Here is a 26,206-nt window from a genome sequence, read left to right as displayed (position 1 = left end):
GTCCGGGCCATCCGCCCCAATAAGGTGCTGGACCAACTGACCCGGACGTCGCTGCCCCAAAACGAGTCCGATGTATCAACGTTAACGGCTGCTGGTATAAGAACTCGGAACCGCAAATGAACGCAAATATCAGTCAACAATATCCACCAGCGATATCGAGCCACCCAAGCTCGATCATCGCCCAACCTTTATTTCACTTATCCGCGTTCATCTGCGGTTCCAAACCTTACTTGGATCAACTCAATCCGCCGGCGGCCGGCATCGTTGCCGATTTCAAGCACGATTGCCCCGTTCTACGACCCCAGCGCCGCGCGTATCCGCTGATCGTACCGGTCCGCCAGATCGCGCAGCGCCTGCCCGCAATCCCCCGCGTAGGACGACCCATGCATCACCGCCAGCGTCCGCGGCGCCAGTCCCGCCAGCCGGCGGATCGTCGGCCCGGTCGTCGGCGTCAGGCTGCTGTAGCCGAAGGTGTCCTCTGCCACCATCGCCGGCCCCACCACGTCCGCCTGGGTCACCGACGGCCCATTCCCTGGATGCGTGAACAAATCGCCACACAGCAGCGTCTCCGAGGTTTCCTCGAACAGCACCCCGGCCTCCCACCCATGCGGCACATGCGGCGTATCGAGATACCGCAGCCGCTTTCCCCCAATATCCAGGACCTCGCCATCCGCCAGCGTCCGAGGCGCCCGGTCCGCCATGTCATCCAGCGATACCCGTGACGCGATCGCCCCATGCGCGATCGTGGCATGCGGGGCGATCCGCAGCCATTCGTTCATCGCCCCGCATTCGTCCGCCTCGATATGCCCGAACGAGATCCACCGCAGCCGTTCCGGCGGCAACACCCGGGCCAGTGCCGCCGAAACCAGCGGGAACATCCGCCTGTGCCCGCAGTGGAACAGCAACGGTTCCTGGCCCAGCACCAGGAACTGGTTGAAGGTGAAACCGGCCGGCGCCGCCACCTCCGGCACGAACGTGGAAATCCGGTAGATCCCCGCCGCGACTTCGTCGATCCTGGTGTCCATTGTCCTGCCCTTCCGTTGCGGCACAAGAATTAGCATCTCCATGCGCCCCTGCAACCCTGCCTGCTGCGTCCGGCGGGGAAGACCGCTCAGGGTCCGACGCGAAATAACCGAATCGTCCAGCACAGCGCGGCGGCCCTTCGTCGTCATGGTGGGCGCAGGCTCACCATCCACGCCTGGCTGCGCCATGGCGGCATCGAGCAGCCGGCTTTCCCCTGAAGCGGTTATTTCGTGTCGGACACTTAGCGCGTCCCGGCTGCCACCTTGTCCCCCAGATGCGCCAGGCAGGTGCGCATGATCGGCGCGCAATAGGCATCCGGCGCACCCGTCGCGTTCTTCTCGCCGGAGTAGAGGATCTGCGTGACCCGACCGTTCTGTAGCTGGAATGTCGCATGGCAGTACGCGCCATTGGCAAACGAAATCCCGCCCACCACCGGCAACGAGTAACTGTCGGAACTGGTGGAGGTCGCATAATACGTCAGGATATCCGTCGTCCCGAACTGGCTGTGCTGATCCGGCACGCCCAGGCACGATTCCAGGTTCACCTCCGACATCCCCAGCAGGCGGGTCTGCGCCTCATGCGCGATGTGGGAATCCTTCGCCGCGCAGGCGGTCAGCAGCAGCGGCGCGAGGTAAATCGGGCGAATCCTGATCATGCGGCCGAACATCCTTCATTCCGGTAACAGATTGGAGTGGGAGACTCCTCCCACCGCGAGGCCCCAGGTTGCAACCAAGCCGCCCGCCGCGGTCAACCCGCCAGGGCCGGCCATGCCGTCGATTTGATCCCACACACGGGGGCTGGCGTATCCGCCTTCGGCTTTCTACCATCGCGGCATGCAATCGCTTCGAACCTGCCTGATCGTGCCAGTCCTGCTCCTCGGCCTCAGCGGGTGCGGATCGCCATACGATCCCCCCATCGCGACCGACCACGCGTCCGCGAAATACAAAACCGACATCGACAAATGCCGCACGACCTCAACCGAGGCAGTCCGCCGCGGCAACGCCGACACGCCATGGACCTGGATGAAGTCCCCCTTCACCGGCCCGCCCGAGGTTCGCGCCGCGATCCGCGCATGCATGGAGCACGACGGCTACGTGGTGGAGAAGGCAGAAAACTGAACCCGCTTGCCCGATGCGCGACCACAGGCAGCCAACGTTACGAACAGCCGAATGACACCGGGCGCCAAATGATACCGGGCGCCAAATGATACCGGCCGCCAGGCAATATCAGCCGGCGTTCTCATTGACCCACTGGCGCCACCGTACAACCGTCATGGCGGGCGCAGGCCCGCCATCCACGCCTTCGGTTGGGCACCCCAAACAGCCTGCGCGCCGACTACAACCTGTGCGGATCGGCACGACGGGCGGACCAACCGAGGAGTCGGCATCAACGCCCCCCGAATAAATCCAGGCTTTTCCTTGACGCGAAAACCCCGGATGACCAAGTTGCCGAAATGATCCAGACCTCGACCGCCGATTTGGAGAAGCTCGCCCGCGACGCCGCCCGCGAAATAGCCGGGCCGGAGGCGTTGGAGCAGGTCGAAGTCGAAACCGTCACCGACCTGGATGACCGGCCCGCCTATCACTTCACCTTCCTGCTGAACCCGGAACGCGTCAAACAGCATGCCGGCCTGGTCAGAATCGACCTGGGCCTGAAACTCCTGGACGACCTGACCGCCCGCGGCGACGAGCATCGTCCCTTGATTCGGATCCTCGATCGGACCGATTGGGAAAAGCGGGGCAGTGCCAGACTCTACTGATCTGCTGGAAGTCGCTCGCGTTCTTTCGATCGCCGGCACCTCGACCGACGCTGCGTTGTGCCGAGCGGCTTCGGCTGTTTATTACGCGGTATTCCACAAAATTCTGCATGCCGCCGCGCGGCGCTTCCCGGGGCCGGACCAGGTCCGGCTCAGGGACTGATCACGATGAACCTCGAAACGGCCGGCCCCCGAACGGAAGCCGGCCCGCCATCATTACTCTGCCGCGACCTTCTGCCCGGCGATATCCGTCGAATACCGCAGGTGCACCGGCGCGTTCGCCTCCCACGGGTCCTTCAGGCCCAACGTCGCGCCGTACTCCTTGATCGCCGGCATCACCTCGCCAACGAGCAACTGGATGCAGCGGCGGCGGTCTTCCTTGCTGACCGTACCGTCATTGGCCCAGATGCCCATGATGCCCGGCCGGGTTTCTTTCACCAGATACTTCAGCCGCTCGATCACCTGGGCCGGCGTGCCGGCGATGATCATCGTGTCGTTGACCTGCTGCTCGAAGGTCGGGTTGCCACGCGGGTTCTTCGCGCGACCAGTCGCGAATTCCACGAAGCCACGACGGCCGGACGGCGAGAAATACCCCGCCGGATTGGCCCACACCGGGTTGGCCAGGCCGGTGAACTCGCCCTGCATCCACATGAACTGACGCGCGTTCTGCATCGCCTTTTCTTCGGTATCCTGCACGTGGACCCGGATCAGGTAGCCGAAGTTCTCCGGCCCGGCGGTATAACCCACCTCGGCCGCGGCCTTGTCGTAGGTTTCGTGGATGGTTTTGGTCGCCTCGATCGAGGTGTTCAGTGCGATATACGGATAGCGCTGCTGCGCGGTCCAGATCACCGTTTCCTTCGACAGCACGCCCGGAATCCACACCCGCGGATACGGCTTCTGCATCGGCACCGCCCACGGATTGACCACGCGCTGCTGGTAGTGCGTGCCCTCCCACCGGAACGGTCCCGGTGTGGTCCAGGTCTTCTGGATCAGGTCATGCGCCTCGACAAACCGCTCGCGGTTGAACGCCGGATTGACGCCGTTGGCCAACTGTTCCTGCCCGCCGCCGCGCACGAAGCCCGACACCACCCGTCCTTTCGAGATCATGTCGATCATCGCCAGCTCTTCCGCGAGCTGCACCGGGTTTTCCGTGAGCGGCAGCGGATTGCCGAGGAACACGATCTTCGTCCGCTTCGTCACCGCCGCCAGGATCGCGCCGAACATGTTGGTGCGCGCCTGCATGCAGAACGGCGCATTATGATGCTCGTTCAGCATGATGCCGTCGGCACCAAGCTCATCGACCATGATATATTCTTCGAGATACTCGTTATACAGCCGGCTGCCTTCGTTCGGATCGAAGTGGCTGTTGGAGAAGTTCAGCGCGGTAGCCCCAAAATCCAGTCCAGCCTTGGCGTCATACGCACCCATGGGCTGTTCGGTGAAATACATCATATGCATGACAGCACTCTCCCTTCAGTTGCGAGACAGGAAATCGATCGTCAGCTTGGCGACGGCGTCGGGCTTTTCCATTTCGGCGAAATGGCCACAGGCCGGAATGGTCGTCAGGGTCGCGTCGTGCAGCGCCCTGGCATAGGCATGACCGGCGCTGAGCGGAACGATCTGGTCGTCGTCACCCCACAGGATCAGCGATGGGGACCGCACGCCGCCCAGCAAATGCGGCAGGGTTTGCGAATACATGTAGGGTTTCCAGGCGGTCCGGAAACTCATTTCGCGCGCGATATCCCACGCCTCCAATTGGTCGGTGGTCACATCGCCATAGACCGCGGTGAACGCGGCCTGGTCGTGAAATCCCGCATGTGGATACACGATGTAGGACACGATCGCTTGGTCGGCGATATCGCCCTCCGGCGGCTTGATCCCCATCGCACCCACCAGCACCAGTTTCCGGTAGGTCTCGGGCGCGTGGCTTGCCATCTCGGCGGCGATCCAGCCGCCGAAACCCAGCCCGACCAACGATACGTTGGAGACGCCCAGGTCCGCCAGCAGCCACGCATGCACCGCCGCGATATCCCGCGGATGGCGCATCCATTCGGCGCGCTGCGACTTGCCCCAGCCGGGATGATGCGGGATCACCACATCGAATTTCTCCGCCAGCGCGTCATAAAACGGCAGGCGGTCGACAGTCCCGATATCGTGATGCAGCACCAAAACCGTCGGCCCGCTCCCCGCTCGGGATACGTGCAGCTTGATGCCGGCGATCTCTTTGACCGTGTCGGTCCAGACGACGCTCATTCTTGGTTTCCTCTTTGGCGGTTGGCGGCCGCAAGAGGATACTCACCAGTAGCGCGCGCTGTCGAATCCGGATCAGACCACGCCGGCCGGACGCAGGCGGCAGACGGCGGCATCCGTCTCCGTCTCGATCTGGATCGTTGTGTGGCCAATATGAAACTGTTCGTGCAGGGCAGCGGCCAGTTCATGCAGATCGCGCTGCGCCGTTTCGTCGTCGCACACCAGGTGCGCGGTCAGCGCCGTCTCGGTCGTGCTGAGGCCCCAGATGTGCAGATCATGCACCTCGGACACGCCGGGCAGGGCGGCCAGCCAGTCGTTCACCGCCTGCTTTGGGATACGGGCAGGCACCGCATCCAGCGACAGATCGAGCGACTCCCGCAACGTTGTCCAGGTGCCGGCGACGATGACCACGACGACGCCCAGACTGGTCACAGGGTCCAGCCAGGTCAGCCCGGTGAAATGGATCGCCAGCGCGGCGAGCACCACCGCCAGCGAGACCAGCGCATCGCCCGCCAGGTGCTGGAACTGTGCTCGGACGTTCAGATCGCCGTCCCGGTCGCGCATGAACAGCAGTGCGGTGCCACCATTGACCACGATGCCGGCGGCGGCGACCGCCATGACGATGCCGGAGGCGACCGGCTCAGGCTCCAGCAGGCGGCGAATCGCCTCCACCCCGATGGCGCCGACCCCGATCAGCAGCACCGCGGCGTTGACCAGCGCGGCCAGGATCGAACTGCGGCCCCAGCCATAGGTCCGGCGGGCAGTCGGCGGCCGGCGGGTCAGCCACGCCGCCGCCCAGGCCAGCAGCAGCGCCAGCACGTCGCCCAGGTTATGCGCCGCGTCGGCCACCAGTGCGACCGAGTTGGCGGTCAGTCCGAACACCGCCTCGGCCACCACGAAGGCCATGTTGACCGCGGCACCGACCGCGAAGGCGGTGTCCATGCGAGCCGGCGCATGGTGGTGGTGCCCATGGCCGTGATGATCGTGGTCATGCCCATGGTCGTGCGAATGCGCGCGGGCATCATCGTGTGGATGCGAGTGGCTGTGATGCTGTGCCGTCATGCCACCGATCTTGCCATGAAAGCGGGTACCGTGCGACCAAATGGTAAAATTTCATACCGCAATGGCGTACTGGTGATGAGGTTTGCCCCCGCCCGGCGCCTATCTCTCGTGTTCATTCCACGGAAAGGCTTTCGCCCCGAGCCATGCTGGCGAGTTCGATTACCTCCCTGCTGGCCCTGGCCGGCTCGTCCGTGCTGTTCCAGGGGGGCGCGATCATCCTCGGGACCTTCATCCTGGAGGATGCCGCAACCGTCATCGCCGCCATGCAGGTGGAGGATGCCGGCCTGTCCATCCGGGTCGCCCTGATCTCGCTGTACGCCGGGATCGTGCTGGGTGACCTGGGCCTGTACGGCCTCGGGCGCCTGTCCGCCCATGTGGGCTGGATCGCTCGGCAACTGCCGCCGCACCGGCAGGAGGCGATCAAGGCGTGGATTTCCGGAAGGATCTTCAAGGTGGTGCTGGTCAGTCGCTTCCTGCCCGGCATGCGGCTGCCCACTTACACCACCTGCGGTTTCGTCGCCGCCGATCTCAGCCAGTTCACCGTCGCGGCCATCCTCGCCACGGCCTGCTGGACCAGCCTGCTGTTCACGGTATCGATGCGCGTCGGGCAGGTGCTGATGGATCATATGGGGGTGTGGCGCTGGGCCGGCGCGGCCGGTTTCGTCGTCTTCGTCATCGTCGCCGGGCGTGCCGCCGCCGCCGGCCTGCAGGCCGCTCGGCGATGAGGCTGGAAACCGCCGTCGCCACACGGCAAGTCGCCGAAAAATCCGGCAACCCGCTGTCCTTTTTCGAGTTCTGGCCGGGCTGGATGTTCTACACCCCGGTGGTGATCCACTGGCTGATCCTGGGGGTACGCTACGGCGATTTCAGCCTGCCCACCGCCGCCAACCCCCACATCACCACCGGCGGCCTGTGCGGCGAGTCCAAACTGTCGATCTTGTCGCAGATCGGTCCGGAGGCGCAGGCCCTGGTCGCCCCCGCCTGCGGCGTAACGGCGCAACCCAACGGTATCGCCGTGGCCGAGGCCGCGATGCAGGGGTTGGGCCTGGACTATCCGGTGGTGGCGAAGCCCGATATCGGCTGCAACGGCACGGGTGTCCGCCTGATCCGCGACAAGGCGGCCATGGAACGCTATCTGCGGGCATTTCCGGCCGGCGAGACCATGATTTTGCAGCAATATGCGGACGAGCCCAATGAGGCAGGGATCTTCTACGTCCGCCATCCGGACGAACCCCGCGGGCGGATCACCTCCGTTACCATCAAGCAGCCGCCGGTGGTGGTCGGCGACGGCCGGTCCACGCTGCGCGCCCTGATCCTGGCCGACGAACGGGCGCGATTGGTGCCGCATTTGTATCTGGATCGTTTGACGGACAGATTGGACTCCATTCCGGAACAAGGCGAGAACATCCAACTGGTATTCGTCGGCAATCATTGCAAGGGGTCGATCTTCCAGGACGGAACAGCGCTGGTGACCCCGGCACTGACTGAGGCGATCGATCGCCTGGCCTGCTCGATGCCGGATTTCTTCTTTGGCCGCATCGATGTGCGGTTCGCCTCGACCGTCGCCCTGCAGCGCGGCGTCGGTTTCCGGGTGATTGAGATCAACGGCGCGGGGTCGGAGGCGACGCATATCTGGGACCCGTCCACCAAGCTGCTGGACGCGTGGCGGACGCAGTTCTTCCATTACGGCGCGGCGTTCCGCATCGGCGCGGCCAACCGGCGGCGCGGATTTTCCCCCTCCGGCGTACGCGGGATGTATCGCGACTGGATGAACCAGCGGCGGCTGATGGCGCTGTACCCGTTGAACGACTGACGTCACGGCGGATAAAGGCTTGTTGCGCAGCGTTGGGTCACCGGTGCGAGCAGGTTTGAACACATCACCTGCAATGTGTCGTCGTGAAAGCAAGGGGTGTAATCCTTCTCCGCCGTCCCCAGTGTGCTGGAGGCGTAGCCGGGCGACCGCGACACCACCGCGATGATGGCCTGGCCCGCCCGATCCTGCCGTGTCCGGTCGGCGGCGAAGAAACGTTGAATCATCACTTGCGAAAACACATGGAAGATGCGCTGCGTCCCCAGATAGGGGGAGTTGAGGACATCGTGTTCGGCCAGGATCACCGGCGGCAAGCCGGGTGGCGGGCAGGTCGCCTTGTAACGATCCACATACGATACCAGGAAGTGCTGAAGCGGCGTCTCCGGATGGCGCAGGTCGGCCAGAGTGGCCGCGGCCAAAGGCGGCCGCCGGCAGATCCAACTGACATTGGTGAACGTTCCCGGCAGCAGGTCGGACCCGAGGAACCAGCATCCAAGCCCAACCGCCACAAGCCGACCCGGCCAGGATGGGCCCAGCGACCGCACCACCGCTTCGGCCCGCTCCGGGTTCAGCAACAGCAGAACGGGAAAACAGAACGACAATGGCAGGAAGTAACGGCCTTGCGACAGGAAGGCCAGGAATCCGGCATAGCCGGCAACGAACAGCAGGACGGAGATCACCCCCGCTGGCCGTGGCACGCCGCCAACCAGTACGAACGCGGCGAAGCACAGCGCCAGCAACGGCGCGCGTGACGCCGGAAACACATGGAACCCGTCTGTATCAACGCCTTTGTATCCCGTCGAGCACAGCGCGGCCAGCAGCCATATGTTGCAGGCGGAGTCCCGAGCGTTGTTGACGATGCCGCCGCGGACCGCGGTGTCGTAGCGGTTTTCGCCCGCCGCCAGGATCTGGTTGGGACCGGGTGGATCGGTGTGGGTCGCCAGGGCCTCATCCATTCCGAATATGCGTCCGGAGAAGATAACGTTGCGGCCAAATTGCGGCACCAAGACGAGCGCGCCGGCCAAGGCGGCGATCGCCAGTCGCCCGGGCGAGATGAAAAACCGTCGGTAGCCAAACACGTGATACGCCACCACCACCGGCGCGATGAACGCCGCGCTGATCTTCACCCCGATCGCCACGGCCAGAAACGCCGGCCACATCGGACAGCGGATCAGCGAGGCGACCAGGAACAGCAGCAGCAACGGCTCCTGATACGACGTGCCTTGGGCGGTGCCGGCCTCGGACAGCACGAAGGCCGAGACTGCCGCGAACGCGACGACGGCGCGTCCGGCGGCGGTTCCGCGCCGCTCGACCGGGAACGCCAACGGGGTGATCAGCAGCAGCAGCACAAAACTGATGGTGGATATGAAGGGCGGCAGATAGTCGCGGGTGATCGCGACCAGCAGGCCGTTCAGCATCTCCTGCAAATTGGTCCCGAGCATGAAGACGTCGGGGATGGCGGTGTCGCCGGTGCGCCATTCGGCGAGTTGATAGGGCAGCGTCGTCTTGTAGGTCAGGCTGTCATAGGCGATGTCCGGCAGCTTGCCGCGCAGCACCGCGAACAGCAGCAAAGCCAGCGGTATGAAGCGCGCGATGTCGGGAATGCGCCCCGCCGCCGGAAGTTCGCGCCGCATCGAGCCGATCACCGGAACCGACACGCCAGCCGCCGCGATCGCCGCCAGGTCGAGCAGCCATCGCGGTGCGACGACGCCATGGAGGGTGAACGGAATCTCGCCGAACGCCGCCAGGAACCCGAGCGTCGAGACCACGAACAGGCCGCAGATCGCCGGCAGATGCGGTTGCATCCACTGTCGCCTCGGCACCAGCGTCAGCGGGATGGCGGTCAGGACCGTGAAAAACAGGACGGTTCCGGGGTATGGGTAAAAGATCTGGAACAAGCCGATCGCCACGAACGGCAACACCATGAGTTGCGAGATACGATATGGCCTTGCCCAATTCGGCGACGCGGCGGAGGCCAGATACAATGCCGTTTGTCCGCCAGAAATCAGGGCGAGTATCGTCGTCGCGGGAAAAGCCTCGGTTCGTCCGCACCAGAAAATCGGCGATTCCAGTACCTGGTAGTAACCACCCGCGGCGATCACGGCGCAAACAGCGAGCAGGCACCATGATAAAACCCGGGTCATCGGCCGCCGGTCCTGGCGGCACTGGCGTTAAGGGGCCGACGCGGAATAACCGGATCGTCCAGCACAGGGCGTCGGCCTCTCGTCGTCATGGTGGGCCTTCGCCCATCATGACGGTATCAAGTAGCCGTGCTTCCGCTGCAGCGATTATTTCGCGTCGGACGCCAAGAAGCGGTTCGGAACGCACCTGGTTCGATACGGGAAGGATCAGCCGATGCCTCAAAGCGGTCATATCACCTTTTCGTGAAGTCCGCGCACCCGCGTTACACCCGAAGCTGCGACGGCCGTCAACGGGTTTGCGGGACCGGCACGCCTGATTCCACTGTGCCACGCCAGCGGGATTCCATTTCCGCGGCCATCGTTTACGGTCTTCAAGGTTCGGCCAGGACGATCGAGGAGCCAGCATGGACAGCAACGACGAGCATCCCGAGGTCGAGGAACTGGAGCGAGCCGCCGCATGGCGTCTGCGGCTGGTTGATGCCGATCCCGGCGACACCGCCAGTGCAGCCGCGGCGGTGGCGCTGGAAGCCCTGGCCGGCGATTTGCGGCGGAAGGATTATGCCTCGCTGTGGACGGAGCTGCGGTCGATCGGCAACTGGCTGGGGGAGTCCGACGCCATTTCCGACTATGCCGACCTGGCGGCCGATTACCGGGTTCGGATCGGCATCTCGGTGCATCCCGGCGATGGTTCGGAATACCTCCTCGAGTTGCTGGCCATCGCGCGCGGCCTCGTGTAACGGAGCGCCCGAGTTTGACGGGTCCGGTCCGGCAGTGTGGACGTGGCCGAGAATTCTTTAGTCTATCCTTCCGAATCGGCCGGAGCCACGCATGGACACCATACAAGCGCTTGTCATCGCCATCCTGCAGGGGGCGACGGAGCTGTTTCCTGTCAGCAGTCTGGGGCACGCGGTGGTGCTGCCGGCGCTGCTGCATTGGAAGAATATCGACCAGCATTCGCCGGAGTTCCTGCCGTTCCTGGTGATGCTGCACCTGGGCACCGCGACCGCGCTGCTGGGGTATTTCTGGCAGGATTGGTGGGCAATCCTGACCGGCCTGCTGGGGATCGGCGGAGCGCACCAGGTCGGCGAGAGCCGGCGGGTGTTCGTCCTGGTCGTCATCGCCACGATCCCCGCCGTGATCCTGGGGTTCGTCCTGGAGAAATTCTTCCGCGGCCTGTTCGGGACCCCGGTGGTGGCGGCCGCGTTCCTGATCGTGAACGGATTTTTGCTCCTGTTCGGTGAGAAGTTGCGCGGGCGCGGCGACGCGCAGCGGTATCTGTCCACCTTGTCGCGTACGGATGCGCTGGTGATCGGCTTGTGGCAGTGCACGGCGTTGATTCCGGGAATCTCGCGATCGGGCGCGACCATCGTGGGCGGGCTGCTGCGTGGCATCAATCATGAGGGGGCGGCGCATTTCTCCTTCCTGATCGCGACCCCGATCATCCTGGGGGCGACGGTGCTGGAGGTGCCGAAGCTGATGCACGAGCACGTCGCGCACGGGGTGCTGGCCATGTCGGCGATGGCCGCGGTGGTGGCGGGGATCACGGCACTGCTGAGCACGGCGTTCCTGATGCGGTATTTCCGGCAGCATGATTCCTGGGCGTTGAACCCGTTCGCTTACTATTGCGTGTTGGCGGGCGTGGGCAGCCTGGGTGTGCTGTTCCTGCTGTAATGGCCGGACGCGCGCGGGGCAGTGGGGGCCTGATCGCGTGGCTGATCGTCTGCTATGCGTTTCTATACGCACCGATCGCGTTCCTGATCGTCTTCAGTTTCAATGACTCCCGGCTGGTGACTGACTGGTCGGGGTTCTCGACACGCTGGTACTCGGCGCTTTGGCATGACCAGCAAGTGATCGACGCCACGTTCCTGTCGCTGCGGATCGCCGCTGTGTCGGCCTCGATCGCCTGCGTGGTCGGGGCGACGGCGGGGTTCTCGCTGGCTCGTTTTGGGCGGTTCCGCGGGCGCGGGCTGTTCGAGGCGGCGCTGGCGGCGCCGTTGGTGATGCCGGAAGTGATCACCGGGCTGTCCCTGCTGTTGTTTTTCGTGACGTTGGAGCAACTGACGGGGTGGCCGCACGGGCGCGGGGCGGGGACGGTGACGTTGGCGCATGCCTCGGTTTCGGTGGCGTATGTCGCGGTGGTGGTGCGCGGCCGGCTGGCCGACGCGGGCGTGGCGCTGGAGCAGGCGGCGATGGATCTGTACGCGCCGCCGTGGAAGGCATTCGTGGCGATCACCTTGCCGTTGATGGCGCCGGCACTGGTGTCCGGCTGGCTGCTGGCGTTCACCTTGTCGATGGATGACGTGGTGGTGGCGAGTTTCACCTCCGGGCCCGGCGCCTCGACGTTGCCGATGGTGGTGTTTTCGGCGACGCGGCTGGGGGTCACGCCGGAGATCTATGCGCTGGCGACGGCGATCGTCGCGGCGGTGGCGATGGTGCTGCTTGGGGTCTCGCTGTTGTGGCGGCGGCGGCGGATTTAGTGTTCGACGCGAAATAACGCTGCTGGGGAAGCAGGGCTGCCGATACCGTCATGACGACGGGAGGCCGGCACCCTTAGCTGGTGCTGAGCGACGTGCTGGCCAGCAGTGCGGCCTTGCCTTGGGTGGTGCCGCCGCTGGTGAGGTGGCCGACGGCTTCGTTGAGCGCGCCGATGCGGAATAACGTTCCAGGGGAAGCAGGGTTGCCGATACCGTCGTGGCGGGCGGAGGCCCGCCATCCACGCCTTTTCCGAGATCAGCATGGGAAGGCGTGGATGGTGGGCCTGCGCCCACCATGACGACGGGAGGACACCCTTATCCGGTGCTGAGCGACGTGCTGGCCAGCAGTGCGGCCTTGCCTTGGGTGGTGCCGCCGCTGGTGAGGTGGCCGGCGGCTTCGTTGAGCGCGCCGATGCGGATGATCTCGGCTCGGCGTTGGCTGGGCGGCAGCCTGGCGAGGTTGCGGGAGCACTCGGCGGCGACGTCGGTCATCGCGCCGGCCCATGACTGGACCCGGGTGTCGCCGGATTTCGCCGCCGGCTTCGGTTCGGTGGGCTGCAGCCTGGTTGGGGTTTGTTCGAGCGTGGCAAGGATGGCCTGGTGGTCGGCGGAGTCCCGAGTGTCCCGGCGCTGGCTGTCCAGGGCGGCCGAGCTGTGTTGGGCGGCGCGATTCAGGGCGTTGGCGTTGCCCCTGAGTTTCAGGGTCATGGATACCGACCGATCGGGGGCGGCGGACAGGCGGAGGCTGTCGAGCGAGGCCAGCGCGAAGCCGACGATCTGGGCGACGGTGACAAGCTGGTCGTTGCCGGCGGTGTCGTAGGCGTCGATGGCCTGGCGGGCGGCCTGACGGGCGAGGTCGATGTCGGTGATGCCGCCGGTCAGCAGCAGCGGGGTCAGAAGGGCGACGATAAACGTCATCAGGGGGCCGATTTCGGCCTGCGGTCGGGTCATGTCGGGTGGTCCTGGCGGGGGGCTATGGAATGAGGTCGCCGGGGCGGATACCGCGGATTTTCGGCATCTTGGTGATGCCCTTGCGGCGGTTTTCCTCGATTTCGCGCTTGTACATCAGGCCTAGGCGGCGGCCCATGTAGGCGGCCTGCTGGGGGGTGGGATTCTCCATCAGGATCATGCCGCCGCCGGGCAGGATGCCCTCGGTGTTGGCGATGTCGAGGCCTTCGTTTTCCTTGTCGATGCGCCGTTGTTCCCGGAGGGCTTCGAAGGCGGCGCGTTGCTCCGGTGTCCAGGCGATTTGCGGGTCGGGTTGGCTCTCGGGTTCGAGGTCGCCGTGGCGGCAGCGGGTTTCCATTTCGTCCATGTATTCGTCCGGCTTCGGATCCGACCACGGCCGCGACGGCGGACGGCCGACGGGGACGGATAGCGGCTTGGCCTGGCGGCGTTCCAGGGCGCGCAGCAGGGAGTCGAAGGTCCTGGCGGCGGAGCAGGCGGCAGTGATGTGGCGGGTGCTGTCGCCGTTGGGGTCGCGCAGGTTCATGCCGATGCGAAAACAGGCCGCGGCGGCGTGATAAGCGGACAGGGCCTGGACGGCGAGCGTCACTTCGGTTTCGTCCCTTGGGTGGTAGGCGGCGAGGTTGACCAGGGCGCAGAACATGCGGCGGTTTGCCCAGGCGGGGGGTTCCTTGGGGTCTATGGGGAGGTTCCGCATGAGGGTGCGGATGGCCTCGGTGATGAAGAGGGGGTTGATGGGGCCGTCGGCGTGGAAAATGGCGTCGCGGTCGTAAGGGGCGGTGGTTTCCATGGTCAGGTCGGGGGTCTGGTCTGGGATTTGATCTGGCATATCGTTCATGTTATGTTCTAAATGGGTCTGGAAATGGGGAAGAGGGGGGCTGGTTCAAGGGGGATGGGGGGAATTTTCGGGTGCCTGGGGCGAGACAGCCGTACGCATGGGTCAGTTCCGCCGGACATGCGACGGTTCACGGCCTGAACGCGCGCCGTCTTCTGCTTCGTCACCGCAAGCGGCGCGCTCGATCGGTACGGACGGTCATCACGAGCGGGTCCAGCCGTGTGGAGGCCAGAGCATGATCGCGCTGGGCGGGACGTTCAGAGCGCGTGAATCATGCGATCAAACAAAACGCTCTGGCTCTCTGTTTTCAGTGGCCTGTCGATCCCAGAAATCCGTCGCAGAATGCGACGAACTTCTGGGGCAGGACACTAGACCTTTCGTTCCTATAACGGTGTTTCCTCGCCGCGAAATTCGCGATGAAAGACCGCTCCGGCGCCATTGGAAGGCAGACCATTCAGCCTGTGTCTATTGGTCGTCGGCCTGGCGGGAAGGTGAGGCACATCGCGATCCAGCCAGCCGTTGTTGACCGAACCGTTGGTTGACCGTGAAAGCTGCTGGCGTCTGATATCCGTGTCGACCATCAGCTTGCAGAGCTCGCGGAGGCTCATCTGCGGTCGCCACCCAAGCTCCCGTTCGGCTTTGGAAAAGTCACCGATCAGGGATTCCACTTCGGCGGGACGATAGAATTCCGGAGAGACGCGTGCGACTATCTGGTTACTGGCAACAGCGACCGCACACTCTTCCTCACCTTTGCCATGCCAGTCTATCTCGATACCAGCACTCGCGAACGCCATGGTTGCGAACTCGCGAACGGATTCGGAACATCCGGTGGCAAAAACATATGTGTCCGATGCATTTGTCTGAAGCGTGCGCCACATTCCCTCGACGTATTCCTCGGCGTAACCCCAGTCTCTTATGGCATCGAGGTTGCCAAGTTCGAGGACAATGCTTTCACCGCATGCCAGACGAGCAACGGCATCTGTTATTTTTCGCGTAACGAACTCGATCCCGCGCATCGGCGATTCATGATTGAACATAATCCCGCAACTGGCGAAAATGTTGTGGGATTCGCGATAGTTTATGGCCATCCAATGAGCGTACAGTTTAGCGACGGCGTACGGACTGCGGGGGTAGAACTGCGTAGTTTCCGATTGGGGTATTGTTTGAACCAGGCCGAACATTTCAGCGGATGATGCCTGATAGAACCGGATCGATCGGTCGATGGTCCTGATCGCTTCGAGGAGATTGAGGGCGCCTATACCGTCGATCTGTGCCGTAACGGTCGGCTGGTCGAAGGATGTCCCGACGAAGCTTTGTGCGGCGAGATTGTAGACCTCCTGCGGTTGAGCCAATTCGAGTATCCGGAGGCATGATCCGGGGTCGGTAATGTCACTGACAGACAGCGTAAGGTTCGGATGGTTACGGATACCCAACTCATCGAGACGCCATGCGTTGAAGGAACTGGTCCTTCTGTGGGTACCATAGACGCGGTACCCCTTATTCAGAAGCAATCGCGTGAGATAGGCACCGTCCTGTCCCAAAACGCCTGTGATGACTGCTCGCTTCATATCGTCACACTTTCAGGTTCATGATGGATCTGGCTGCGGGCAGGTTCGTTCGATGCCGACGCGATAAAGGGTTCGGGGACGGCGATGTTCCGTTTGTGCTCCCGCCACCTGGCATAGACATATTGCTTGAACTCGCTCCTGAATCTCTCCGTTGAAAACCGCAGGGCATTTTCGCGAATGATTTGGGGATCGAAGCTGTCTTCGATGGCTTCGAAATCCTGTACGACACGTTGGATCGCCGCGGCGCTTTGTTCGTGGAACAGCAGGCCCGTTACGCGATCTACGACGGTCTCGGCGGCGCCACCTTTGCCGAAGGCCAATACGGGTGTGCCGCACGCCTGTGCCTCCACGGGCGTGATGCCAAAGTCCTCCTCGGCGGCGAAAATGAAGGCTCTCGCCCTTTGCATGTGCCAAAGCAGGGTCGCGTACGGTTGATAGCCGAGTAATTTAACGTTGGGGCCGGCCAGCGCCTTGCAGCGCGAAAATTGTGGGCCTGTGCCGATGACGACCAGTTGCCGGTCCGGCATCTTCGAGAACGCTTCCACGATCAGGTGCATCTTCTTGTACGGCACCATTCGGGAGGAGGTCATATAGAAATTGGCGCGCGGTCCATCGACGACGAAATCATCCACCGCGACATTGGGATATATAACCGTCGACTGGCGGTGATAGGCCTTTTTGATGCGCCTTCCGATGTAGGCCGAACAGGCGATGAAATGGTCGACGTTTTGCGCCGCACGGTGATCCCAGCCACGAATGCGATGAAGCAGCCATCGCGCGATCAGGCTGCGCACGCCATACTGAATGCCTGACTCGGTGAGATATTGCGCTTGCAGGTCCCATGCATACCGCATCGGCGAGTAGCAATAGCATATATGTACCTGGTCCGGTCCGGTAATGACGCCTTTGGCCACCGCATGACAATTGCTAATTATGATGTCATATGAAGACAAATCAAATTGCTCAATCGCAAATGGCATCAAAGGCAACAAATAGCGGTATATCTTGGATACAAAAGGAATTTTTTGCATATAGCTTGTTTTGAAAGGCCGATTGAAGGACCCGACACGATGCTCCGCGGGCAGGTAGTCGATAAGGCAGAAAACGTCGGCCTCGGGAAATTCAGACAGCATTATTTCGAGGACTTTTTCCGAACCAGCATAAGTTGTCAGCCATTCATGAACGAATGCAATTTTCATCAGGGGCTCCGAAGAGTATTTGATGTGCTCTGTTAATATCTGCCATACATTCCAACGAGATGATAGGACTTCTGAAGCGACCAAATGAGGGGGGACTTGAAATATAGCAGCCGAACGACTGAGGGACGGTATCATACAAAGGAGGCGTATGTGCCCTGCGCCCACCCCCCTGCTTTCAGATTTGAGTTCCGCGTCCATATGAGATGCCTATACAAAAAGGGGGGCGTGCGGGTTTCTGGATTGAACCCGGGATCGCGACCCTGGGACTTCCGGTTGCCGCTGGCGGAAGTTTTTTGATCGCTTACGTCGTTGCGTGGCTGGTTTACGGAAATCAAGATATCTGAAGCAAATTCAGGCGCTTGATCGGATGGGTTTTCCGATGCCTATATTTGGCGCAGCACGAGGCTGCCCAGGAAGGCGGTCCATGGGTTCTGAAAATGATTCATTGTGAGGCAGCTCGCGGGCGGCCGGCGGGGGCGTCCGTCTGTATATCCGATAATGTCCTTTGTAATATAGCGTCATATCGCATCGAAATCTATGGAGGGAAATGAGTCAAGCGCGCGTCGCCGCAGTTGACTTGGTTTCGCTTCCGAGAGCGATGTACTTCTTATCTCGGATCCACATGGCGGCGACCAGTGCTGTGATGCGCGTTTCTGGTGGCCGCCAAGAGATCATGGCACCTGCGCCACTTCTACTGAGGCCAGTGCGAATCCGTTTCCCGAGCGAGCAGTCCGGCGCTGGCGGGACCAGTCCTCGAGACCTGATCGATGACCGAACCCGGTTCTCTGGACAACCGCCTTTTAACGGGTCGACCCGGCCGGCCGCTTCGTCGTGGCGCGAATGGTCTTCGGTCGCGAAAAGTCGTATTCTGCCGGCGCCGGCCGCGCGGGCGAAGGTGTTACGCGCGTTGGTCAATCACGGGAGGAATGGAACATGGCGATCAAGGTCGAACGATTTCAGCCGGAGGGCATGAATGTCCGGATGTCTGCCGGTCAGCCATCCTACTCGCACGTCGTTACGGTCAGCGGTCCCGGCAAGCTGGTCTTCATCGCCGGTCAGTTGGCCCGTGACATCGACGGCAATTGCGTGGGCAAGGGCGACATGCGCGCGCAGATGGAGCAGACGTTTCAGAACCTCGGACGCTGCCTGGCCGCGGCCGGTGCGACCTGGGCCGATGTCGTCAAGACCAACACGTACGTCACCGACTTTGATGAATTCCAGAAATGCGGCGATGTGCGGATGCGCCATTTTGGCGTGGCGACGCCGACCAGCACGACGGTGGGGGTCACACGGCTCGCGGGTCCGGATTTCATGATCGAGATCGAGGCTATCGCCGTCGTCAATGAATGAGGCGGCATTCTCCAGGTGGGTAAGCCATGAAAGCGTTCAGTCTGGTTGGCGAATGTGCCGAAAAATCCGAACTCGTCCGGCGCCTGGTCGTTGAATGCGCCGGGCGGGGTTTGCGGGTTTCGACGATCAAGCGGGTGTCGGACGCTGTCGACCTGGAGAGGTCGGGAAGTGGCACCTGGAAGCATCGCGTGGCCGGCGCCGCGGAGGTGATGATCGCGAGTGCCAGCCGCTTTGCCTTGCTGCATGAAATGCCGGCGGGCACGATCGAACCCGATGTGGGCGCGTTGCTGGCGCAGATGACGCCCGTCGATCTGGTCTTGCTGGATGGTTTCAGGCGGAGCAGCTATCCGAAGATGGAAGTGGTGCCGGCCGGGCGGGATTCTGCCGTGTTGGCGCCCAAGGACCCGATGATCCTGGCGATTACGGCCGAGGTGCCGATCGCGGCCCATGTGCCTTATTTCGCGTTGTCAGACATTGCGGCGTTGGCCGATTTTGCGATCGCGCATGCTTGGGGACCGAAATGACATCCGATCCGCCATCGGCTGAATCCGTGGCGAGACGCTTGCATCGACGCTACCGGCGCGGAAAGCCGTGTGTCGGCGTTCGGACCCGAACCAACCTTGTTGCCCGGCCGCTTTGACAACCGCGGCGTCCCGGCGCTTTTCTGCCCATACACAAGACCTGAGGAAACGAACCCATGCGCCCCATGGAAGGCATGCGCGTGATCGCGCTGGAACACGCTGTCGCTGCCCCGCTCTGCACCCGGCATCTGGCCGACATGGGTGCCGACGTCATCAAGATCGAGCGGCCGGGCGACGGTGATTTTGCTCGTGCTTACGACGACTACGTCAACGGGCTGTGCAGCCATTTCATCTGGCTGAACCGGGGCAAGCGCAGTGTCACGCTCGACGTGAAGAACCCGGACGCCCGGACGGCGCTGGACACGCTGATCGCCGGGGCCGACGTGCTGGTGCAGAACCTCGCACCGGGGGCAGCGGCCAGGCTCGGTCTGACGCATGAGGCGCTGAGTCCGGCCAATCCGAAGCTGGTGGTTTGCGACATCTCGGGCTACGGCGAGAGCGGGCCGTTCGTGCAGAAGAAGGCCTACGACCTGCTGATCCAGGCTGAATCCGGGCTGATCAGTGTCACCGGATCGGAAGACGAGCCGTCCCGGGTGGGGATTTCCATCGCCGACATCTCGACGGGGATGTACGCGCTGACCGGGATTTTGGGGGCACTGCTGCGGCGGGGCCGGACGGGGCAGGGGGCTAACGTCAAGATCGCCATGCTCGATGCGTTGGGCGAGTGGATGACCTATCCAATCCTGCGCCATGCCTATGCGGGATCGGCGCCGCCTCGGGTGCCGACGACCCATCCCGGGATCGCCCCGTATGGCGCGCACCGGACCAAGGACGGCCAGATCATCATCGGGCTGCAGAATGAACGGGAGTGGGCGGTGTTCTGCGCCAAGGTGCTGAAGCAGCCGGCGTTGCAGACCGACCCGCGCTTTGCCTCCCAGGCGATGCGCCGGCAGAACCGGCCGGCGCTGACGGCGCTGATCGAGGACCTGTTTACCACGATGACCTCGATGGAGGTGGCGGCGATGCTGGACGAAATCGGCATCGCCAACGGAAGGCTGAATGAGCCGATCGACGTCTGGAACCATGCGCAGTTCACCGCTCGGGACAAGTGGCGGGAGATCCAGACCGAGGCCGGGCCGGTGCGGGCGTTGCTGCCGCCGTTCACCTTTACCGATGTGGAAGCTGTGATGGGCGACGTGCCGTCCGTTGGTCAGCATACCGATGAGGTGTTGGCGGAGATCGGGTTCTCGCGCGAAAAGATCGCGGCGATGCGGGCGGCGGGCGCGGTATGAGCGATTTCGATCCCGCGCGGCACCGGATGGTTCCGGAACAGCGCTGGTTTGAGGACTTCCGCATCGGCGAACGCTTCGTGCTCCCAAGCCGGACGATGACGGAGGCGGTTTTTCTGGCGTTCCAGGCGGCGAGCGGGGATGCGCATCCGATCCATTACGATGTGGAGTTCTGCCGCGCGCGGGGGATGCCGGGGTTGCTGGCGCATGGGTTGCAATCGCTGGCGCAGACGGCTCCGGGGGCGGGGTTGTTCCCATATATGACGGAGGACTCGCTGGTCGGGTTCATCGAGCAGTCGAGCCGCTTCCTGAAGCCGGTGTTCGCCGGGGATACGGTGTATCCGGCGTTGGAGATCGATGAGCTGACAGCCGGGCGGACGACCGGCGTGGTCGGGTTCAAGAGCACGATCCATAACCAGCGGAAAGAACTGGTGCTGGAGGGGCGGCAGCGGTATCTGCTGCGGCGGCGGGTTGCCGAGGCGCCGCGGACGTAGCCGGCGGCCGATCCGGTGCCGGGAGCAGAGGCTGCATGTCGGCGGGGCGAGGAACGAATTGCTGAGGCGGAACGCTCTACCCATCGGCTTCGTGGTTTTGGTCTTGCTCGGGGTTGGAACGCTTTTCGTTCGTCGGCTCGCTCCTCCCGGTTGTGGAAATGGTCAGGCCCTGGATCAGGTGTCCTCGATATTGCGTGGCGAATTCCACCTTGGTGGAATTTTCGTGAACGATGTCGAGACCGTGTCCGGCTGGTACCTCAGTGCGCGCCACGATTGTTCCGCCGAAGTCGCGGAGATCAGGGGCAATGTCAACGCCTCGGCGATGGTGTGGCGGCGGGTTCACTATCGGATTGTGCAACAGGATGACGCTGAGCGTCCCGTTGTGACCGTTGAGCTGGGCAACGTGGTGCCCTTGACGCCGCGCGCACCATCGTTTTGGAAACGCTTGCTCGCTTCCCTCTGAAAAAAGCGGTTTCGGTCGGATGGTGCGGTGCGACGAAAAATTTCCGTCAACTGACAATAAGGCAAGGTTTGCCATTTTGCTGCCATGACTCCCCGTCATGGTCGGTGCCATAGAGAACCAAACAGGTTTCCAATGGCACGCATGGGTCGCAGGATGCACCCCGGACGGGTGTTGCGCGAGGAATACATGGAGCCGATGCAGCTCGATGCGACGGGTCTTGCCCAGGCGTTGGGTGTGCCGCACAGCCAGATCGCCCCGGTGATCGAGGATCAGGGACCGATGACCTCGGACCTGGCGCTGCGACTGGCACGCTGCTTCCGCACCAGCCCGCAATTCTGGCTGGGGCTGCAGACGGCGTACGACCTGTCGATGGCGCAAGCCCAGTTCGGCGCGGAGATCGAGGCTCGGGTTCAGCCGCTGGCGGCCTGAACCGGCGGCGGCGGTAAACGCCTTCCGGGCAAGGCCAGGCGTTACCACACGGTTTGTCCGAAGATGTATTGCACCTCTATGATGCGCGTTACTGGCCGCTGTTCCGCCGCCTGATTCAATTGCGCGTGGCCCAGGCGAACCTAACCCAACTCTTCAAAGGCCATCAACGGATCGGGTCGTGGTTTGTCCATCGGCAGACCGGCCGCGGCCCAAGCGTCGCGACCGCCTCGATACCATAAAACGTTGCGATACCCCAGCGCGGCGGCCCGTCGCGCGAGATTGTAGCCGGGCCACTGATACGCATTCAGGGCCAGGGTGACGATCGGCCGTGTCTTGTCTCCTCCGGTCAATTTGGCCAGCAAACGAGCGAACTCAGGCTGCGTGTCATCGGTCACGGCGCCGCCGCGGCTCATCCATGGCAAGGATACCGCGCCGGGAATGGAAAGCTGCCCGAATTCGCCGTCGAGAACGACAACATTGGAACCGCGCAGAAGCCTGGTCAGCGCTTCGGTGGCGATTACGTGTCCGCCAAGGATCTCCTTAGGAGTCAAACCGGCAATTTGCGGCGGCAAGTCAGTGGGCTGGGTCGGTGCGGCGGGCGCATCCTCAGCCACATGGGCCTGGAGACCAGCTTGTGTCAGGCCCTGGCGCACGCGGTCGAGCTGGACGGCGTAGGCACCGGTGCCGGTGCTCGTGCCCCAAAATGAGAAGGAACTCGCATAGGGAAAGATTGCGATGGCTTCCGCCATTTCGGCTCGAGCGGCATCGACGTGGGCCCCCAGAGCAAGGGCACTTGCCGCCAGCAGATAAGGCTGGGCGCGGGCGTGTGGCGGGCGCTCAGGATCGGCGATCTCGGCCTTCCGGAGCCAGGGAACGGCCTCATCGTAGCGACCGGCAAACAGAAGTGCCTCGCCCAGACGTATGTAGCGCGAAAAGAGGTCGCCTTTGCCAGCGCTGGCCGCGACCGCGTCTTCGAATAAGGGAACCGCTTCGGCGGCTTGACCATTGTCCAGGCGGCAGATTCCCAACTGGAAGGCGGCATAGTAGGCATGCGGATACAGGCTGAGCACATGCTCGAATGTCGCCTCGGCCTCCGGCAGGCGTTGTTCCACGCGTAACAGGTAGCCTTGCTCATGCAGTACCGAATAGGCCGTCGGAGCAATGACCTCGGCTTTCGCCATCAATTGTTCGGCGTGCTTCAGGTCGTGTTCGGTTACGCCGTCGTTCAAGTCGACTTCATTCGTAATGATGGCATTAAGCAACGCCGTTATCGCCAGGTATGAATTGGGGTCCATTTGCACAGCTCGCTCCAGGAGCGCTTGAGCTGTGCGCAAGCGAAGGCGCGTGGATGGCAACGACAAGAGAGCCCTGCCCTCCAGGTACAGATCGGTCGCATCGGGATTGTTGGGATGCTCGCGCGCGCTGCGTGCGGCTTCGAGGCCAAGCACCGCGTTGCCGATAGCAAATTGCAGCCATGAGCCCATGCGGGCCTGCGCCGTGACGGCATCGGATGACGGCCAATCCGTCTGATCCGTCCACAGCTCCTTACCCGTCTCGCCGGAAACCAGATCCACGTGCAGGACAATCCGTTCATTCTCTGCATACAGGTTACCTTCGACCAGGTAGCGGACGCCAAGCGTCCTGCCGACGCTGCTGGCGTCAAAAGCCTGATTCCTGAAGCGAAGGGTTGCCTGAGGTGCCGTGACGGACATCGTCCAGAGCTGGCTTAGGTCCAGGGTCAGGTTTTCGGACAGCCTGCCGGACAAATGGGTGAGCGTTTGCGTTTCTGATTCGGTCGCAAACGGCAGCACGGCGACCGATAGGCGCGGCGGCTGGTGGCGAAAGACATGTGTCAACACACCGGCAGCCCCCACGCCGGCGGCACCCACGCCAACGAGCAGGACGGCAAGAGCAGCGAGGATGATGCGCCGGCGGTGTCGTGACGCACGCCATGCATGCGGACGATCGACAGGAGGGAGCGGTGCAGGTTCGGGAAGGGGCGTCGCGCGTGCGTTGTCGTGCGGGATCCCGACGTTGCGTGTCACCTCGGCAACGAAGCGATAGCCGCGGCCCGGGATCGTCTGGATGTAGCCGGGTCCCTGCTGTCCGAGGGCGCGACGGAGTGCGGAGATCTGCACGGTCAGATTGGCTTCTTCGACGGCAAGGCCGGGCCAAACCGCAGCCATGATTTCGTTCTTGCTGACCAACTCGCCGGCGTGGGAGACGAGGAATGCCAGGATGCCGAAGGCGCGGCTGCCGAGTGCGATGGGGATCGGGGTGCCGGATTCGTCGAGCTGGTATAGCCTTTGCTTTCCAAAATCGATGCCAAATTGCCCGAATGTGGCGCTTTCGGCGTCAGCGAGAACGTCCATCTGGTAGATCCCGGCTGCTCTTATGCGATCTTAAAAAACTGCGCGAAGGCAGTCCAAAAAATGAGTTGGCGCTGTACCGTAAGTTGTAAATCCGGTCAATGCGCCTGGATTGGGCGTCCGGGGCCGGACGGATTTTCAGGGCCTTCAGGCCAAGGCAAACATTGGGATGAGTCCGGATGGTCGCCCGGCCCGCGATTGGGGCGCCAGTCCTGCAAATTTGGAACTATTTGGACCAATTAGCCCGATTTGCAGCGCCCGGTCTGTAAGGTCGTCCAGGGATGGGCCGGCCACGACGCCAGCGTCAACAGTCCAGTTCAACCGGTAATTCGATGGTGCAAATGGTCATTCCGCATGTCTGATTCTCCTCCACCGCTTCGCAAGATTGCCCTTGTCCTGGCATCCACCGACCACGGAACAATGATCGTCAACAGGTTCGACTATCACAGCGTCGGCGATGGCCAGGGCTTCGGTGTGGGCTTCAAGATATTGAACGAGTCATCTCACGAGTTTGGTGAAATCTCCGTTGCGGCATTCATCCTCGATTCGAGGAGGCGGCTTTTTGGCGATGGCGTGGTCGTCGTGGATTGCGGTGCCAATATAGGGACGCACACCATCAGTTGGGCAAGACAGATGACGGGCTGGGGATCGGTCATTGGAATTGAGGCCCAGGAAAAGATTTATTATGCCCTGGCCGGAAACGTTGCGATCAATAATTGTTTTAATGCCCGGGTTATTCATGCGGCGGCCGGCGACAAGAACGGCACGATGAAAATTCCCAATCCTGACTACTTTGCGCCTGCGAGTTTTGGCAGTCTCGAATTGAAGCCTGCCAAAAAAACCGAGCAAATTGGGCAGATGATTGATTATTCCGATGCAAAACTCGTTTCGGTGGCCGCTATTACGATCGACTCTCTGGCGCTCAATCGTCTCGATCTTCTCAAAATAGATGTCGAGGGAATGGAGTGCGAAGTGCTGGAAGGTGCTAAACGAATTATCAGGCGCTCGCTGCCTGTTATAATCATTGAACATTTCAAGACGGGATCAGAGGAGATCGAAAGGTTTTTGAAGCATCATGGATACCACATGGCAGCGCTGGGCCTGAATATCTTGGCTATTCACCCAACAGATAAGACAAGTGAGGCGTTTGGCCGGAATGCGGTATTCCGGACGCAATGAAGGTGTGATGGCGCACCCTGGTGTTGGTCACCACGCGATATGTCCAAACCATAGGCTAGGGCGCTTTGATTGATCGCATGATTCACGCGCTCTGGACGTTCCGCCCAGCGCGATCATGCTCTAGCGGGCCGCTCGATCCGGATGGCCTGATGTGCGTGAGGGCGCGGCCCGGCGCAGGCGCGGTTTGGGTTGGTGGGCGGTCGTATCCAGCACCGCGTGCAGCGCGGCGACGGTTTCCGGGGACAGGCGGTGGATGACCTGTGCCAAACGGTTCGCCAGGGCGGTTTGTTCCGGTGTCAGGCCGGCGGTGTTCACCGTGACGCGCGGGTTCGACAGGCGGGCCAGGCGGGACAGATCGTCGGCCTCATCCCAGATCAGACCGAAATACTCGTTCACCTGATGCACCAGGCCGGCGCTGGGCGAGCCGCGTTTGCCGTGTTCGAGGGCGGATAGGTAGGCGGTTGAGACCTGTAGCGCCTCGGCCAGTTGCTTCAGCGTGACGCCGCGGTCGGCGCGCAGGGCTCGGAGGCGGGCACCGAACGGGGTCATCGGATCCGCCGCAGGATCAGCCGGACGGAGCCGGTGTTGAGCGCGTGCGGATGCGTGGCGCCGAGGATCAGCGGGCGGATTTCCGGAAGGTTGAGCCAGTGGGGGAACTCGCGGCGGATGACGCCGCCGGTTTCGCCGCTGCCTCGGCCGGTGACGACCTCGACGCAGCGGACCTGGTCGGCGTGGGCGGTGCGGAGGAACGATAGCAGGGCCTGGAAGGCTCGCTGGGCGGTCATGCCGTGCAGGTCGAGGGAGCGGGCGGTCGCCAGTTTGCCGGAGCGGAACCGGTGCCAGGTGGCTTTGTCGATGCCGCCAGGTTGGGTGCCGACGGCCAGGGGGCTGGCGAAGGGGCGGGGTTTCGCGGGCTTGGTGGTGGTGGTGGCTGTCGGGCGGGGTTGGGGCGGGGGGTGGGTTGGTGG

Annotated in this window: 28 protein-coding genes; 14 read left to right on the top strand and 14 right to left on the bottom strand. The window is 62.9% G+C overall.

Going from position 1 to position 26,206, the window contains the following annotated elements; all coding sequences use genetic code 11:
* Positions 1-293: 293 nt before the first annotated feature.
* A complete protein-coding gene (locus GSQ89_RS01955; protein ID WP_158921477.1) occupies positions 294-1,025 on the bottom strand; it encodes an MBL fold metallo-hydrolase in 732 nt (243 codons plus the stop codon).
* Positions 1,026-1,264: 239 nt separating this feature from the next.
* Entirely contained in the window at positions 1,265-1,678 is a 414-nt protein-coding gene (locus GSQ89_RS01950) for a hypothetical protein (protein ID WP_158921475.1), read from the bottom strand.
* A gap of 178 nt (positions 1,679-1,856) precedes the next feature.
* Here GSQ89_RS01950 and GSQ89_RS01945 point away from each other — a divergent pair, with 178 nt between their 5' ends.
* From GSQ89_RS01945 to GSQ89_RS01935, 3 genes are all read left to right on the top strand, one after another.
* Positions 1,857-2,141 (top strand): hypothetical protein, encoded by a 285-nt coding sequence (locus GSQ89_RS01945; RefSeq protein ID WP_158921473.1) that lies wholly within the window; start codon positions 1,857-1,859, stop codon positions 2,139-2,141.
* 335 nt (positions 2,142-2,476) lie between these two features.
* The gene (locus GSQ89_RS01940; protein WP_158921471.1) at positions 2,477-2,782 is read left to right on the top strand and encodes a hypothetical protein; all 306 of its coding nucleotides are present in this window, start codon (positions 2,477-2,479) and stop codon (positions 2,780-2,782) included.
* Complete coding sequence (locus tag GSQ89_RS01935) at positions 2,766-2,942, top strand: hypothetical protein (RefSeq protein ID WP_158921469.1); 177 nt, start codon at positions 2,766-2,768, stop codon at positions 2,940-2,942. Before GSQ89_RS01940 ends, GSQ89_RS01935 begins: the two co-directional genes overlap by 17 nt.
* Positions 2,943-2,995: 53 nt before the next feature.
* On the opposite strand, the gene GSQ89_RS01930 is transcribed toward GSQ89_RS01935, so the two are convergent.
* From GSQ89_RS01930 to GSQ89_RS01920, 3 genes are all read right to left on the bottom strand, one after another.
* The gene (locus GSQ89_RS01930) at positions 2,996-4,237 is read right to left on the bottom strand and encodes an LLM class flavin-dependent oxidoreductase (protein ID WP_158921467.1); all 1,242 of its coding nucleotides are present in this window, start codon (positions 4,235-4,237) and stop codon (positions 2,996-2,998) included.
* Between the two features lie 15 nt (positions 4,238-4,252).
* Positions 4,253-5,032 carry an alpha/beta fold hydrolase gene (locus GSQ89_RS01925; protein WP_158921465.1) on the bottom strand — a complete coding sequence of 260 codons (780 nt, stop codon included), beginning with the start codon at positions 5,030-5,032 and terminating at the stop codon, positions 4,253-4,255.
* A gap of 72 nt (positions 5,033-5,104) precedes the next feature.
* Positions 5,105-5,971: a cation diffusion facilitator family transporter gene (locus GSQ89_RS01920; RefSeq protein ID WP_254073033.1), complete on the bottom strand. Its 867-nt coding sequence runs from the start codon at positions 5,969-5,971 to the stop codon at positions 5,105-5,107.
* Positions 5,972-6,234: 263 nt separating this feature from the next.
* Here GSQ89_RS01920 and GSQ89_RS01915 point away from each other — a divergent pair, with 263 nt between their 5' ends.
* Together GSQ89_RS01915 and GSQ89_RS01910 are read left to right on the top strand one after the other, a co-directional pair.
* Positions 6,235-6,816, top strand: a complete 582-nt coding sequence (locus GSQ89_RS01915; protein ID WP_158921461.1) for a DedA family protein — start codon at positions 6,235-6,237, stop codon at positions 6,814-6,816.
* Positions 6,813-7,904 (top strand): D-alanine--D-alanine ligase, encoded by a 1,092-nt coding sequence (locus GSQ89_RS01910; protein WP_158921459.1) that lies wholly within the window; start codon positions 6,813-6,815, stop codon positions 7,902-7,904. The genes GSQ89_RS01915 and GSQ89_RS01910 overlap by 4 nt, the downstream gene beginning before the upstream one ends.
* A gap of 2 nt (positions 7,905-7,906) precedes the next feature.
* On the opposite strand, the gene GSQ89_RS01905 is transcribed toward GSQ89_RS01910, so the two are convergent.
* Positions 7,907-10,045 (bottom strand): hypothetical protein, encoded by a 2,139-nt coding sequence (locus GSQ89_RS01905; RefSeq protein ID WP_158921457.1) that lies wholly within the window; start codon positions 10,043-10,045, stop codon positions 7,907-7,909.
* A gap of 401 nt (positions 10,046-10,446) precedes the next feature.
* Here GSQ89_RS01905 and GSQ89_RS01900 point away from each other — a divergent pair, with 401 nt between their 5' ends.
* The 3 genes from GSQ89_RS01900 (at position 10,447) to GSQ89_RS01890 (ending at position 12,519) form a co-directional block, all read left to right on the top strand.
* Complete coding sequence (locus GSQ89_RS01900) at positions 10,447-10,779, top strand: hypothetical protein (RefSeq protein ID WP_158921455.1); 333 nt, start codon at positions 10,447-10,449, stop codon at positions 10,777-10,779.
* A gap of 91 nt (positions 10,780-10,870) precedes the next feature.
* The gene (locus GSQ89_RS01895) at positions 10,871-11,713 is read left to right on the top strand and encodes an undecaprenyl-diphosphate phosphatase (protein WP_158921453.1); all 843 of its coding nucleotides are present in this window, start codon (positions 10,871-10,873) and stop codon (positions 11,711-11,713) included.
* On the top strand, positions 11,713-12,519 hold the full coding sequence (locus GSQ89_RS01890) for an ABC transporter permease subunit (RefSeq protein ID WP_158921451.1): 807 nt from the start codon (positions 11,713-11,715) through the stop codon (positions 12,517-12,519). The genes GSQ89_RS01895 and GSQ89_RS01890 overlap by 1 nt, the downstream gene beginning before the upstream one ends.
* 312 nt (positions 12,520-12,831) lie before the next feature.
* Here GSQ89_RS01890 and GSQ89_RS01885 read toward each other — a convergent pair whose 3' ends face one another.
* The 4 genes from GSQ89_RS01885 to GSQ89_RS01870 form a co-directional block, all read right to left on the bottom strand.
* Entirely contained in the window at positions 12,832-13,467 is a 636-nt protein-coding gene (locus GSQ89_RS01885) for a hypothetical protein (RefSeq protein ID WP_158921449.1), read from the bottom strand.
* A 22-nt stretch (positions 13,468-13,489) separates the two neighbouring features.
* Positions 13,490-14,320, bottom strand: coding sequence for a hypothetical protein (locus tag GSQ89_RS01880; protein WP_158921447.1), 831 nt, complete (start codon positions 14,318-14,320; stop codon positions 13,490-13,492).
* Positions 14,321-14,700: 380 nt separating this feature from the next.
* Positions 14,701-15,885: a GDP-mannose 4,6-dehydratase gene (gene gmd / locus GSQ89_RS01875; protein WP_158921445.1), complete on the bottom strand. Its 1,185-nt coding sequence runs from the start codon at positions 15,883-15,885 to the stop codon at positions 14,701-14,703.
* A complete protein-coding gene (locus GSQ89_RS01870; protein ID WP_158921443.1) occupies positions 15,882-17,084 on the bottom strand; it encodes a glycosyltransferase family 4 protein in 1,203 nt (400 codons plus the stop codon). The genes gmd and GSQ89_RS01870 overlap by 4 nt, the downstream gene beginning before the upstream one ends.
* A gap of 933 nt (positions 17,085-18,017) precedes the next feature.
* Here GSQ89_RS01870 and GSQ89_RS01865 point away from each other — a divergent pair.
* The 4 genes from GSQ89_RS01865 (at position 18,018) to GSQ89_RS01850 (ending at position 20,798) form a co-directional block, all read left to right on the top strand.
* Entirely contained in the window at positions 18,018-18,434 is a 417-nt protein-coding gene (locus tag GSQ89_RS01865; RefSeq protein ID WP_216855967.1) for a RidA family protein, read from the top strand.
* A gap of 26 nt (positions 18,435-18,460) precedes the next feature.
* Positions 18,461-18,958 (top strand): molybdopterin-guanine dinucleotide biosynthesis protein B, encoded by a 498-nt coding sequence (gene mobB / locus GSQ89_RS01860; protein ID WP_158921441.1) that lies wholly within the window; start codon positions 18,461-18,463, stop codon positions 18,956-18,958.
* 173 nt (positions 18,959-19,131) lie between these two features.
* Positions 19,132-20,307 (top strand): CaiB/BaiF CoA-transferase family protein, encoded by a 1,176-nt coding sequence (locus GSQ89_RS01855; RefSeq protein WP_158921439.1) that lies wholly within the window; start codon positions 19,132-19,134, stop codon positions 20,305-20,307.
* Positions 20,304-20,798: a MaoC family dehydratase gene (locus tag GSQ89_RS01850; RefSeq protein WP_158921437.1), complete on the top strand. Its 495-nt coding sequence runs from the start codon at positions 20,304-20,306 to the stop codon at positions 20,796-20,798. The genes GSQ89_RS01855 and GSQ89_RS01850 overlap by 4 nt, the downstream gene beginning before the upstream one ends.
* A gap of 76 nt (positions 20,799-20,874) precedes the next feature.
* Here the strand turns inward: GSQ89_RS01850 and GSQ89_RS01845 are convergent, their stop codons facing one another.
* Positions 20,875-21,336: a hypothetical protein gene (locus GSQ89_RS01845; RefSeq protein ID WP_158921435.1), complete on the bottom strand. Its 462-nt coding sequence runs from the start codon at positions 21,334-21,336 to the stop codon at positions 20,875-20,877.
* Positions 21,337-21,393: 57 nt separating this feature from the next.
* Here GSQ89_RS01845 and GSQ89_RS01840 point away from each other — a divergent pair, with 57 nt between their 5' ends.
* Entirely contained in the window at positions 21,394-21,690 is a 297-nt protein-coding gene (locus GSQ89_RS01840; RefSeq protein WP_254073032.1) for a HigA family addiction module antitoxin, read from the top strand.
* 140 nt (positions 21,691-21,830) lie between these two features.
* On the opposite strand, the gene GSQ89_RS01835 is transcribed toward GSQ89_RS01840, so the two are convergent.
* Positions 21,831-24,062: a winged helix-turn-helix domain-containing protein gene (locus tag GSQ89_RS01835; protein WP_158921433.1), complete on the bottom strand. Its 2,232-nt coding sequence runs from the start codon at positions 24,060-24,062 to the stop codon at positions 21,831-21,833.
* Positions 24,063-24,413: 351 nt separating this feature from the next.
* On the opposite strand from GSQ89_RS01835, the gene GSQ89_RS01830 reads away from it, so the two are divergent.
* Complete coding sequence (locus GSQ89_RS01830) at positions 24,414-25,238, top strand: FkbM family methyltransferase (protein ID WP_158921431.1); 825 nt, start codon at positions 24,414-24,416, stop codon at positions 25,236-25,238.
* Positions 25,239-25,358: 120 nt separating this feature from the next.
* Here GSQ89_RS01830 and GSQ89_RS01825 read toward each other — a convergent pair whose 3' ends face one another.
* Positions 25,359-25,787, bottom strand: a complete 429-nt coding sequence (locus GSQ89_RS01825) for a helix-turn-helix domain-containing protein (protein ID WP_158921429.1) — start codon at positions 25,785-25,787, stop codon at positions 25,359-25,361.
* On the bottom strand, positions 25,784-26,206 hold a 423-nt coding region (locus tag GSQ89_RS01820; protein ID WP_158921427.1), incomplete at its 5' end, for a Smr/MutS family protein. The genes GSQ89_RS01825 and GSQ89_RS01820, both read right to left, overlap by 4 nt.

The organism is Acidisphaera sp. S103 (assembly GCF_009765975.1).
Taxonomy (GTDB): domain Bacteria; phylum Pseudomonadota; class Alphaproteobacteria; order Acetobacterales; family Acetobacteraceae; genus Rhodopila.
This window is presented reverse-complemented; position numbering and strand designations above follow the sequence as displayed.

Excerpts from the sequence above, each read along its gene's own strand:
- GSQ89_RS01895 (WP_158921453.1), top strand. The coding sequence starts at position 10,871 with ATGGACACCATACAAGCGCTTGTCATCGCCATCCTGCAGGGGGCGACG.
- GSQ89_RS01825 (WP_158921429.1), bottom strand. The coding sequence starts at position 25,787 with ATGACCCCGTTCGGTGCCCGCCTCCGAGCCCTGCGCGCCGACCGCGGC.
- GSQ89_RS01835 (WP_158921433.1), bottom strand. The coding sequence starts at position 24,062 with ATGGACGTTCTCGCTGACGCCGAAAGCGCCACATTCGGGCAATTTGGC.
- GSQ89_RS01870 (WP_158921443.1), bottom strand. The coding sequence starts at position 17,084 with ATGAAAATTGCATTCGTTCATGAATGGCTGACAACTTATGCTGGTTCG.
- GSQ89_RS01910 (WP_158921459.1), top strand. The coding sequence starts at position 6,813 with ATGAGGCTGGAAACCGCCGTCGCCACACGGCAAGTCGCCGAAAAATCC.
- GSQ89_RS01850 (WP_158921437.1), top strand. The coding sequence starts at position 20,304 with ATGAGCGATTTCGATCCCGCGCGGCACCGGATGGTTCCGGAACAGCGC.
- GSQ89_RS01865 (WP_216855967.1), top strand. The coding sequence starts at position 18,018 with ATGGCGATCAAGGTCGAACGATTTCAGCCGGAGGGCATGAATGTCCGG.
- GSQ89_RS01940 (WP_158921471.1), top strand. The coding sequence starts at position 2,477 with ATGATCCAGACCTCGACCGCCGATTTGGAGAAGCTCGCCCGCGACGCC.
- GSQ89_RS01845 (WP_158921435.1), bottom strand. The coding sequence starts at position 21,336 with ATGGCAAACCTTGCCTTATTGTCAGTTGACGGAAATTTTTCGTCGCAC.
- GSQ89_RS01945 (WP_158921473.1), top strand. The coding sequence starts at position 1,857 with ATGCAATCGCTTCGAACCTGCCTGATCGTGCCAGTCCTGCTCCTCGGC.
- GSQ89_RS01840 (WP_254073032.1), top strand. The coding sequence starts at position 21,394 with ATGGCACGCATGGGTCGCAGGATGCACCCCGGACGGGTGTTGCGCGAG.
- gmd (WP_158921445.1), bottom strand. The coding sequence starts at position 15,885 with ATGAAGCGAGCAGTCATCACAGGCGTTTTGGGACAGGACGGTGCCTAT.
- mobB (WP_158921441.1), top strand. The coding sequence starts at position 18,461 with ATGAAAGCGTTCAGTCTGGTTGGCGAATGTGCCGAAAAATCCGAACTC.
- GSQ89_RS01885 (WP_158921449.1), bottom strand. The coding sequence starts at position 13,467 with ATGACCCGACCGCAGGCCGAAATCGGCCCCCTGATGACGTTTATCGTC.
- GSQ89_RS01855 (WP_158921439.1), top strand. The coding sequence starts at position 19,132 with ATGCGCCCCATGGAAGGCATGCGCGTGATCGCGCTGGAACACGCTGTC.
- GSQ89_RS01905 (WP_158921457.1), bottom strand. The coding sequence starts at position 10,045 with ATGACCCGGGTTTTATCATGGTGCCTGCTCGCTGTTTGCGCCGTGATC.
- GSQ89_RS01915 (WP_158921461.1), top strand. The coding sequence starts at position 6,235 with ATGCTGGCGAGTTCGATTACCTCCCTGCTGGCCCTGGCCGGCTCGTCC.
- GSQ89_RS01890 (WP_158921451.1), top strand. The coding sequence starts at position 11,713 with ATGGCCGGACGCGCGCGGGGCAGTGGGGGCCTGATCGCGTGGCTGATC.
- GSQ89_RS01830 (WP_158921431.1), top strand. The coding sequence starts at position 24,414 with ATGTCTGATTCTCCTCCACCGCTTCGCAAGATTGCCCTTGTCCTGGCA.
- GSQ89_RS01930 (WP_158921467.1), bottom strand. The coding sequence starts at position 4,237 with ATGCATATGATGTATTTCACCGAACAGCCCATGGGTGCGTATGACGCC.
- GSQ89_RS01950 (WP_158921475.1), bottom strand. The coding sequence starts at position 1,678 with ATGATCAGGATTCGCCCGATTTACCTCGCGCCGCTGCTGCTGACCGCC.
- GSQ89_RS01920 (WP_254073033.1), bottom strand. The coding sequence starts at position 5,971 with ATGGACACCGCCTTCGCGGTCGGTGCCGCGGTCAACATGGCCTTCGTG.
- GSQ89_RS01955 (WP_158921477.1), bottom strand. The coding sequence starts at position 1,025 with ATGGACACCAGGATCGACGAAGTCGCGGCGGGGATCTACCGGATTTCC.
- GSQ89_RS01880 (WP_158921447.1), bottom strand. The coding sequence starts at position 14,320 with ATGAACGATATGCCAGATCAAATCCCAGACCAGACCCCCGACCTGACC.
- GSQ89_RS01925 (WP_158921465.1), bottom strand. The coding sequence starts at position 5,032 with ATGAGCGTCGTCTGGACCGACACGGTCAAAGAGATCGCCGGCATCAAG.
- GSQ89_RS01900 (WP_158921455.1), top strand. The coding sequence starts at position 10,447 with ATGGACAGCAACGACGAGCATCCCGAGGTCGAGGAACTGGAGCGAGCC.